Annotated in this window: 7 protein-coding genes and 1 pseudogene; 7 read left to right on the top strand and 1 reads right to left on the bottom strand. The window is 63.0% G+C overall.

All coding sequences use genetic code 11. The features are described from left to right. The first annotated feature begins 74 nt into the window (after positions 1–74). Positions 75–1007 carry a cytochrome b/b6 domain-containing protein gene (locus tag QRN51_RS13180; protein ID WP_284990309.1) on the top strand — a complete coding sequence of 311 codons (933 nt, stop codon included), beginning with the start codon at positions 75–77 and terminating at the stop codon, positions 1005–1007. A 161-nt stretch (positions 1008–1168) separates the two neighbouring features. On the opposite strand, the gene QRN51_RS13185 is transcribed toward QRN51_RS13180, so the two are convergent. Beyond that, complete coding sequence (locus tag QRN51_RS13185; RefSeq protein WP_284990310.1) at positions 1169–1873, bottom strand: FadR/GntR family transcriptional regulator; 705 nt, start codon at positions 1871–1873, stop codon at positions 1169–1171. Positions 1874–2251: 378 nt separating this feature from the next. Here QRN51_RS13185 and QRN51_RS13190 point away from each other — a divergent pair, with 378 nt between their 5' ends. From QRN51_RS13190 to QRN51_RS13215, 6 genes and pseudogenes are all read left to right on the top strand, one after another. Continuing rightward, on the top strand, positions 2252–3859 hold the full coding sequence (locus tag QRN51_RS13190; protein ID WP_284990311.1) for a carboxyl transferase domain-containing protein: 1608 nt from the start codon (positions 2252–2254) through the stop codon (positions 3857–3859). A gap of 7 nt (positions 3860–3866) precedes the next feature. Beyond that, complete coding sequence (locus QRN51_RS13195) at positions 3867–6074, top strand: acetyl/propionyl/methylcrotonyl-CoA carboxylase subunit alpha (RefSeq protein ID WP_284990312.1); 2208 nt, start codon at positions 3867–3869, stop codon at positions 6072–6074. A gap of 103 nt (positions 6075–6177) precedes the next feature. Then, positions 6178–7341: an acyl-CoA dehydrogenase family protein gene (locus QRN51_RS13200; RefSeq protein ID WP_284990313.1), complete on the top strand. Its 1164-nt coding sequence runs from the start codon at positions 6178–6180 to the stop codon at positions 7339–7341. Between the two features lie 18 nt (positions 7342–7359). After that, positions 7360–7893: a MaoC family dehydratase gene (locus QRN51_RS13205; RefSeq protein ID WP_284990314.1), complete on the top strand. Its 534-nt coding sequence runs from the start codon at positions 7360–7362 to the stop codon at positions 7891–7893. Then, positions 7890–8726 carry an HpcH/HpaI aldolase/citrate lyase family protein gene (locus QRN51_RS13210; RefSeq protein WP_284990315.1) on the top strand — a complete coding sequence of 279 codons (837 nt, stop codon included), beginning with the start codon at positions 7890–7892 and terminating at the stop codon, positions 8724–8726. Before QRN51_RS13205 ends, QRN51_RS13210 begins: the two co-directional genes overlap by 4 nt. Before the next feature lie 230 nt (positions 8727–8956). Then, positions 8957–9175, top strand: a pseudogene (locus QRN51_RS13215) (CoA-transferase); the annotation flags it as partial. Positions 9176–9560: the final 385 nt, after the last annotated feature.

Here is a 9560-nt window from a genome sequence, read left to right on the forward strand (position 1 = left end):
CCACTTGGCTTTGGCAAAGCTTAGGTGCGGTTATCTTCTTCACCCAGCTCATAGAAGCACGGAGCAACCAACCCATGTCGACATCGACGAAATTCCCCCCGGTTAAGAGCAAGTGGCCTCGGATTGTTCGGAACATCGCAGTCGCCTTGATGGCGCTGCTGGTGACCGTTCTGGTGGCTCGCTTGCTACGCGAGACCACCCCGGTGCAATCCTTCCTCACCTCGTATCCGGGTGAGACGCACTCGCCTGAGGGAGTGCCAGTAGGACTTCCGCCCTGGGTTGGTTGGCAGCATTTTCTTAACTCGCTGCTAATCGTGCTGATCATCCGATCCGGCTGGCATGTCCGAACCAGAACCAAGCCATCAGCGTACTGGACGCGAAAAAAGGACAGATGGCCGGGAAAATCCAAGAGCAAACCGACCAAAATCAGCCTCGACCTATGGTTTCACATTTCCCTCGATACTATATGGGTACTGAACGGGATCGTTTTCTTTGTCCTTATTTTTACCACCGGACATTGGAAGCGCCTCGTCCCCGATAGCTGGGGCATATTCCCCAACGCAATATCGGCTGCCCTGCAGTACTTCTCGCTGAGTTGGCCCGTGGATAACGGCTGGGTCAGCTACAACTCCCTGCAGATGTTGGCCTACTTCACGACCGTCTTTATCGCCGCGCCTCTGTCCATCATTACTGGCCTGCGAATGTCGCCGGCCTGGCACCAAGCCCCCTTGAAGCTGCACCGGATGTTTCCGATCGAGATAGCCCGTGCTGTGCATCTATGGGTGATGTTCTACTTGGTTGCTTTCATAGTGGTCCACGTGGCCTTGGTGCTCGCTACGGGCGCCTTACGAAACCTGAATCACATGTATGCGTCACAGGACACTGTGAGCTGGGCGGGTCTCTGGATCTTCGCTGGTTCCCTGGCGATCATGATCGCAGCATGGGGATTGGCGCGTCCGCTGTTCCTGCGGCCTCTGGCCTCAATCACAGGTTCCGTCACCAGATAAAGAGCGTAGGGGCGCTAGGTTCACAGGGCCGCGCCCTCGTAGGGGGCCAAATCCGGCAGGACTCGGGCGACGGTCATTGTTAATCGGACGCCCTCGCTTGAAGAAAAATCCAACCGTGCCACGCTCGCTATCTGGATGACTAGTGTCAGTGGCCATTGATCTTAGCTGACAGGAAGTGCATCGAAATGGTCATCGACTGCCTGCATGGCTGCCGAAGGGTCTCGGTTCACGATTGCGTCATGGATCCTGCGATGGTGTTCAACCATCAGTGCCCGGGCCGAGGAAGTGAGTCTGGCGCTGCTCAGCCGGGCACTTCGATATGCCAAGTCTTGCGTGAATACGTCAGACAAAGCCTCAGCGAAGAAAGTGAGAGCCGGATTTCCGGCGGCCCGAAGAAGGGACTGGTGGAATGCGCGGTCGGCATCCATGACGTCAACCTGTACATCCGTGGACGCCATGGTGTTGACGGCGCGCTGCATGTAGGCCACGAGCACAGGGTCTGAATTGATGGCCGCTTCGCGTGCTGCCTGTCGCTCGAGCGCAATCCGGACAGACTCAAGCGACGTGAGCGGAAGGTGGGAAGATCCAATCGCAAGGTTCAGGGCTAGGGCCAGGGCGTCCGGCTTCAGCATCTCGACGAACGTCCCCGCGCCCGTCTGGCGCCGCAGAACTCCCAGACCTTCGAGGACCCCGAGCCGGTCGCGCAAAGCGGTCCTGCTCACGCTGAGCCTTATTGCCAATTCCCGTTCGCTAGGGAGCCTGTCGCCGGGATTCAAGTCGCGGATAAGCCGGGCAAGGGCAGCCGAGACAGGATCGTTTGCGAAGACGTTGGCAAACGAATGAATTTCCTCATCATGGATCGTCATCAGCCGTCGCTGCCTTTCGTCCGTTTTCACGGTGGGGTCCTCCGATTCTATAGCGATTATGCATCGACGCCTTGACAAGGCTTTCACTTCTCGTAGGGTGGTGATACCAATTGACATATCGGTATGACCACTTTGAATGGAATGCTGAACACGCACTCAAGTTCCCGCCCATCACCCCCCGTGACGAAGAGGACCGTCGGAAGACTGTGGAAAACGGGGCAGGTGCGCTCGAAGGTCCGTCGGGTCCGGCCAGTTGCACGAGCTTCCTGAACTTCGGTCACTCTCTCAAAAGGGCAGCGGTCGTCGTATCTCAAAATTGACCGCTATCTGCCAACCCAATACTGCGGGGGGCAAACTTATCCGGAATGGAAGATGCTAATGCACACGTTGCAAAGCCGGGTGGATGCTACGAGCGCCGCCTTCGCCGCGAACCGGGAGGCCCAGCTGGGGCTGGCCGGCGAGCTTAAGGAACGCCTCGCCACGGCCGCGCTGGGCGGTCCGGTTAAGTCCCGGGAGCGCCACCTGGCCCGCGGCAAGCTGCTGCCGCGGGAGCGCATTGATCGGCTGCTCGATGACGGCAGCCCGTTCCTGGAAATCGCCCCGCTCGCGGCCAACGGCATGTACAACGATGACTCCCCGGGCGCCGGCGTCATCGCCGGGATCGGCCTGGTGCACGGCCGCCAGATCCTCGTCATCTCCAACGACGCCACCGTCAAGGGCGGCACCTACTATCCGATGACGGTAAAGAAGCACCTCCGCGCCCAGGAGATCGCGCTGGAGAACCGGCTGCCCTGCATCTACCTCGTGGACTCCGGCGGGGCATTCCTGCCCAAACAGGACGAGGTCTTCCCGGACAAGGAACACTTCGGCCGGATCTTCTTCAACCAGGCCAAGATGTCCGCGGCCAAGATCCCACAGATCGCCTCGGTCATGGGCTCCTGCACCGCCGGCGGCGCGTACGTCCCCGCGATGAGCGACGAGACGGTGATTGTCCGCAACCAGGGCACCATCTTCCTGGGCGGCCCGCCTCTGGTGAAGGCCGCGATCGGCGAGATCGTCACGGCGGAGGAACTCGGCGGCGGCGACGTGCACTCGAAAATCTCCGGCGTCACCGACCACCTGGCCGAGAACGATGAGCACGCCCTCCAGATCGTCCGCGACATCGTCTCCACCCTGCCGAAGCCTTCCGCACCCGTCTGGGACGTGGACACCGTCGTCGAGCCCGTTGCCGACCCGGACGAGCTCTACGGTGCCGTTCCCACGGACGTAAACGCCCAGTACGACGTGCGCGAGGTCATCGCACGGCTGGTCGACGGCAGCCGGTTCCATGAGTTCAAGAAGAACTACGGCACCACCCTGGTCACGGGCTTCGCCAAGCTGCACGGCCACCCGGTGGGCATCGTGGCGAACAACGGCGTGCTGTTCAGCGAGTCCTCGCTCAAGGGCGCCCACTTCATCGAACTCTGCGACCAGCGCGGCATCCCGCTGATCTTCCTGCAGAACCTGTCCGGCTTCATGGTCGGCAAGGACTACGAGCAGGGCGGCATCGCCAAGAACGGCGCCAAGATGGTCACCGCCGTCGCCACCGCCCGGGTCCCCAAGCTCACGGTGGTGATCGGCGGGTCCTTCGGCGCCGGCAACTACTCGATGTGCGGGCGGGCGTACTCGCCGCGCTTCCTGTGGATGTGGCCCGCCAGCCGGATCTCGGTGATGGGCGGCAACCAGGCCTCCAGCGTGCTGGCCACGGTGAAACGTGACCAGTACGAGGCCCGCGGCGAGGAATGGTCCGCCGCGGACGAAGAAGCGTTCAAAGCCCCGATCAAACAGCAGTACGAGGACCAGGGCAGCCCCTACTACTCCACCGCCCGGCTCTGGGACGACGGCGTGATCGACCCCGCGGACACCCGCACCGTCCTGGGACTGGCGCTCGACGTCGTCTCCCGCACCCCACTGCCGGAGACCTCCTTCGGCCTGTTCCGGATGTGAGCCAGCCATGAATCTTTCTTCGTCGACCATCTCTTCGCCCACCACGCCTTCCGTGGCCACCCCGCCAGCCACCCCCGCAACCGGCACCCCTTTGTTCGGCACGGTCCTGGTCGCCAACCGCGGCGAGATCGCCTGCCGCGTCATCCGGACCCTGCGGGCCCTGGGCATCCGTTCGGTGGCCGTCTATTCCGACGCCGACGCCGGTGCCCGGCACGTGCGGGAGGCCGACGTCGCCGTCCGCATCGGCCCGGCGGCCGCCACCGAGAGCTACCTGAAGATCGACGCCATCCTGCGGGCCTGCCGCGACACGGGGGCCGAGGCCGTGCACCCGGGCTACGGCTTCCTGAGCGAAAACGTCGACTTCGCCCGCGCCCTGGAAACAGCCGGGATCACGTTCATCGGCCCCGGCGTGGAATCCCTGAACGTCATGGGCGACAAGATCCGGTCCAAGAACCACGTCACCGGCTACGGTGTCCCGGTGGTCCCGGGCATCGCCGAACCCGGGATGACCGACGCGCAGCTGATCGGGGCCGCGGCCGGCGTCGGGTTCCCGCTCCTGATCAAGCCCTCCGCCGGCGGCGGCGGGAAAGGCATGCATATCGTCGAACGCCCCGAGGACCTCGAAGCCACCCTGGCGACCGCCCGCCGGGTCGCCGCCAGCGCGTTCGGCGACGACACCCTGTTCCTGGAACGGCTCGTCACCACCCCGCGGCACATCGAGGTCCAGGTCCTCGCCGACAACCACGGCAACGTCATCCATCTGGGGGAGCGCGAGTGCTCCCTGCAGCGCCGCCACCAGAAGGTCATCGAGGAGGCGCCGTCCCCGCTGCTGGAATCCCTGCCCGACGGCGCGGACGTCCGGGCCCGGATCGGCGAGGCCGCCTGCAACGCCGCGCGCAGTGTCAACTACTCCGGCGCCGGCACGGTCGAATTCCTGGTCTCGGACAACGCCCCGGACGAGTTCTTCTTCATGGAAATGAACACCCGCCTCCAGGTCGAACACCCCGTCACGGAGATGGTCACCGGCATCGACCTCGTCGAATGGCAGATCCGGATCGCCGCCGGCGAGGAACTCACCGTGACCCAGGACCAGATCGTCCTCACCGGGCACTCGGTGGAAGCACGCGTCTACGCCGAAATCCCGGAACGGAACTTCATGCCCTCCGGCGGGCGGGTCGTGCTCCTGGACGAACTGCCCGCTGACTCAGCAGGCTCAGCAGGCAGCGTCCGGGTGGACTCGGCGCTGATCGAAGGCCTGGAAATCTCCTCCAGCTACGACCCCATGATCTCCAAAGTCATCGCGTGGGGAGAGAACCGGGCCGCCGCCCTCGACACCCTCGACGAGGCGCTGGCCGGGTACACCGCGCTGGGGATCGACACCAACGTCGAATACCTGCGCCTGCTGATCAACGACCCCGACGTCCGCGCCGGCCGGCTCGACACCGGCCTGATCGAACGCAGGATGCCGGAGTTCACCTTCCGGAAGACGGCCGACGCCGAACTCGCCGCCGCCGCGCTCTACCTTAAGAAGATGGACGACCAAGACCGGTCATTTCCTGGGAGCAGCCTTTGGAACTGTGGGAACGGCTGGCGGCACGGCAACCGCGGAATCTGGCGCATCCGACTCGGTACTTCCCCAAGCGAGAGTGCCATCGTAAGCGTCACGGGAGTAGGTTCGTCCGGTCCGTTCAAGGTGCGGGTGGAGAACGGCTTGGAATTCTGGGCAATATTGGCGACCTTGAGCGACGACTACGTCGGGCTCAGTTACAACGGCAAAGCCCTGAGGTACTCGATTGCCTCGACTGGTGCTGGCACAGATGGCTGGCCAACCGAGTTGTTTCTTGGCAACGAGGGCTGGTCCTGCCGCCTCGAAGTACTCACCCGGGAGACGCGGCTCTCCCAGGTGCTGGCCGCGATCGAACGCGAAGAAGGCGCAGCCGACCCCGCAGTGCGCTCACCGATGCCCGGGACCGTGGTGTCGGTGTCCGTCAGCAACGGCGACACCGTGGTGGCCGGCCAGGTGCTGCTCTCGGTGGAAGCCATGAAGATGGAGCACCAGCTTGTGGCGCCCCTCGACGGCACCGTCCACATCAGCGTCGGCTCCGGCGACCTCGTCAAGGCCGACCAGGTGCTCGCCACCATCCACCCGCCCGAATTCTCCAGAGCCGAGGACACCATCAAGGAAGCCGTCATCGCGATGGGCGCGGCCGAATGACCCCGCCGTACTGACGCAGGCGCAATCACCAACCGGTACTGACCGCCAGCTCTATTGAACGTTCCACAAACCACAGATGTATCCCAGACACAGGAGTCACCCCATGGCTAGTTTTGACCTCAGCGAGGACTACCAGGACCTCAGCAACACCGTGCGCGAATTCGCCGACGAAGTGGTGGCCCCGGTGTCCGCCAAACACGACGAGGAGCACAGCTTCCCCTACGAAGTGGTCTCCCAGATGGCGGACATGGGCCTGTTCGGCCTGCCGTTCCCGGAAGAGTTCGGCGGCATGGGCGGGGACTACTTCGCCCTCGCCCTGGCCCTGGAACAACTCGGCCGGGTGGACCAGTCGGTCGCGATCACCCTCGAGGCGGGCGTGTCCCTCGGCGCCATGCCGATCCACCGCTTCGGCAACACCGCCCAAAAGGAGGAATGGCTGCCGCTGCTGGCCTCCGGCAAGGCCCTCGCCGGCTTCGGCCTCACCGAACCGGAAGCCGGGTCCGACGCCGGCGGCACCAAGACCACCGCCAAGCTCGGCGGCGGTGAATGGGTCATCAACGGCAACAAGGAGTTCATCACCAACTCCGGCACCGACATCACCAAGCTCGTCACCGTCACCGCTGTCACCGGCCAGGACGAACGCGCGGACGGCAGCATCAAGAAGGAAATCTCCACCATCCTGGTGCCCACCAACACCCCGGGATTCACCGCCGAGAAGGCCTACAACAAGGTCGGCTGGAACGGCTCGGACACCCACCCGCTGACGCTCAACAACGTCCACGTCCCCGAAGCAAACCTGCTCGGCACCCAGGGCCGCGGCTACGCCAACTTCCTCTCCATCCTGGACGAGGGCCGGATCGCGATCGCGGCGCTGGCCGTCGGCGCGGCCCAGGGCTGCGTGGACCAGTCGGTGAAATACGCCAAGGAACGCAGCGCATTCGGCCAGAACATCGGCAAGTACCAGGCCATCGCGTTCAAGATCGCCCGGATGGAAGCACGCGCCCACACCGCCCGCTTGGCCTACTACGACGCGGCCGCCCGGATGCTCGCCAGCAAGCCGTTCAAGACGCAGGCGGCCATCGCCAAGATGGTCGCAGGCGAGGCAGCCATGGACAACGCGCGGGACGCCACCCAGGTGTTCGGCGGCTATGGCTTCATCAACGAATTCACCGTGGCACGCCACTACCGCGACTCCAAGATCCTCGAAGTCGGCGAGGGCACCACGGAAGTCCAGCTGATGCTGATCGCCCGCGAACTGGGCCTGTAGCCGGCTGAAAGGATCATCATGACCAAGAGAGTCCCAGTCCCCATAAAACAGGCTCGTGTCATCGAACAGCGCGGGCTGTACTTCGACGAACTTGAAGAAGGCGTAAGCTATGCGCACCGTCCTGGCCGTACCGTTACCGAAACAGACAATGTGCTGTTCACTACGATGACCATGAACACCCAGGCACTACACCTCGACGCCGCGTGGAGTGCAGGCCAGCCATTTGGTCAACGGCTGATGAACTCCATGTTTACCCTTGCTGCCATGGTGGGGCAGTCAGTACCTCAACTTACGCAAGGCACCATCATTGCCCAGCTGAGCCTGACGGATGTCTCCTTCCCCCAACCGCTCTTCCACGGGGACACCCTCTACACCGACACAGCCGTCATTGAAAAGCGGCTGTCTTCCTCCCGGCCGGGACAGGGCATCGTCACTATGAAACACACCGGCAGAAATCAGCATGGTGTGGTGGTCGCCGTAGCCACGCGCAACAGTTTGATATGGACACGTGCTGCACACAGCGCGTTCCGACAGGACGGCCAGCCATCATGAGTTTTGCGATTGGTTCGGCCCTGCTCTTCTGCCCTGCAGACCGGCCTGAACGCTACCTAAAGGCGGCCGAGCGCTCTGATGCCGTGATACTCGATCTAGAAGACGCCGTCGCGCCTGACGACAAGGAACGCGCCCGAAGCGAGATCAAGGCCCAGTTGGGAGGCAAGGGGAATGCTCCGAGTCTAGATCCCGGCCGGACAATCGTGCGCATCAATCCGGTGGGCACGGATGAGTTCGAAAACGACCTGCAATGTCTTGCCCTTACGCCTTACCGCACGGTCATGTTGGCCAAGACCGAGGACGCCCAACAGCTCAGAGCTCTCGCAAGCTACCGAGTAGTTGCTCTCTGCGAGACGGCCGCCGGTGTCGCTAACGCGGGTTCAATTGCCGCTGAACCGAATGTCGTGGCAATGATGTGGGGCGCCGAGGACTTACTGGCATCCCTTGGTGGGACCTCAAGCAGACATTCGGACGGAGGCTACCGTAGCGTAGCACTCCATGCCCGGTCTTCGGTGCTGATGGCCGCAGGTGCCGCTGGGAAACACGCCATCGATTCCGTTTACTTGGATATCGCTGATCTTGAAGGACTTGCGTTGGAAGCGTCCGACGCCGTTGCTTCGGGTTTTGGCTCCAAGGCGTGCATTCACCCTAGCCAGGTGGCAGTTGTCCGGGCCGCCTATGCACCCTCCGATGCTGACGTCTTGGAGGCTCGCAAGCTGCTGGCAGCGGCGGCAGCTGCGGGGAGTGGGGTGTTCCGCTTCAACGGCCGGATGATTGACGGACCAATTCTGAAGCACGCCGAGGCCACGTTGCAGAGGACCGTCTGTCACTAGGTGGGAGCAGGTAGGACTCAGTAGAGGCAGGAGAAATACAGATTCTGGCACGGGCGAGGCCCACCTTTGCCCGTGCCTCGATCGCGATAGGGCGACGGCCAGATGAGCGGCGACGCCCCGGCACGCTAAGTACCGGGGCCGGAATATCAGCCCAAGAGACCCATAAACCTGGGCCAAGACCAACCCCGATTCATGACACACGCTGAGGAGAAGAAATGTATTAACACACATCAACCGCCGCTGATGCCTTACACGGCACGCGCCGGGACGGCATGTCGCTCGCCGTCGGAGGCTTTGGCCTCAGCGGCATCCCGGCTGATCTGATCGAGGCGGTGCGCGATTCCGGCGTCAATAACCTCACCGTGGTGTCCAACAACATGGGCGTGGACGGCAAGGGCCTCGGCATCCTGATCGAAGCCGGACAGGTCCGCAAGGTGATCGCCTCGTATGCTTCCTACCCATCCCTCAGCGATCACAAATCCGTTACTCGAATCGGCTCAGGTGTGGGTCCGATTCTTTGTCCAGCGGTGGAACGAAGATTGGGCACACCGATGCACCCACCGGTCCGGGACTGATCGGGCTGAACTGGAAGACGCTACCCAGCCGAAAGCTAGAGACCCGCCGGTAGCTCGTGAGAGTGCGCGACACATTCGAAACCCGAGGACGTTAGATCATGCGAACCACCATTGACACCCAGATCACAGTCACTGTCACCGACCGTGCCAGCATGGAACACTAGCTCGATGAAGCCTTGACCGTCGCCATGACACGGGCAGTGCACGAAGGGCGTCGGGGCATTCTGGTCACTCGACATGGCTTCGGTTCTTTCACGGG

Source organism: Arthrobacter sp. efr-133-TYG-120 (assembly GCF_030209785.1).
GTDB lineage: Bacteria > Actinomycetota > Actinomycetes > Actinomycetales > Micrococcaceae > Arthrobacter.

Bases quoted from the DNA above. Each gene is read 5' to 3' on its own strand.
- QRN51_RS13180 (WP_284990309.1), top strand. From the start codon at position 75: ATGTCGACATCGACGAAATTCCCCCCGGTTAAGAGCAAGTGGCCTCGG.
- QRN51_RS13200 (WP_284990313.1), top strand. From the start codon at position 6,178: ATGGCTAGTTTTGACCTCAGCGAGGACTACCAGGACCTCAGCAACACC.
- QRN51_RS13210 (WP_284990315.1), top strand. From the start codon at position 7,890: ATGAGTTTTGCGATTGGTTCGGCCCTGCTCTTCTGCCCTGCAGACCGG.
- QRN51_RS13195 (WP_284990312.1), top strand. From the start codon at position 3,867: ATGAATCTTTCTTCGTCGACCATCTCTTCGCCCACCACGCCTTCCGTG.
- QRN51_RS13190 (WP_284990311.1), top strand. From the start codon at position 2,252: ATGCACACGTTGCAAAGCCGGGTGGATGCTACGAGCGCCGCCTTCGCC.
- QRN51_RS13205 (WP_284990314.1), top strand. From the start codon at position 7,360: ATGACCAAGAGAGTCCCAGTCCCCATAAAACAGGCTCGTGTCATCGAA.
- QRN51_RS13185 (WP_284990310.1), bottom strand. From the start codon at position 1,873: ATGACGATCCATGATGAGGAAATTCATTCGTTTGCCAACGTCTTCGCA.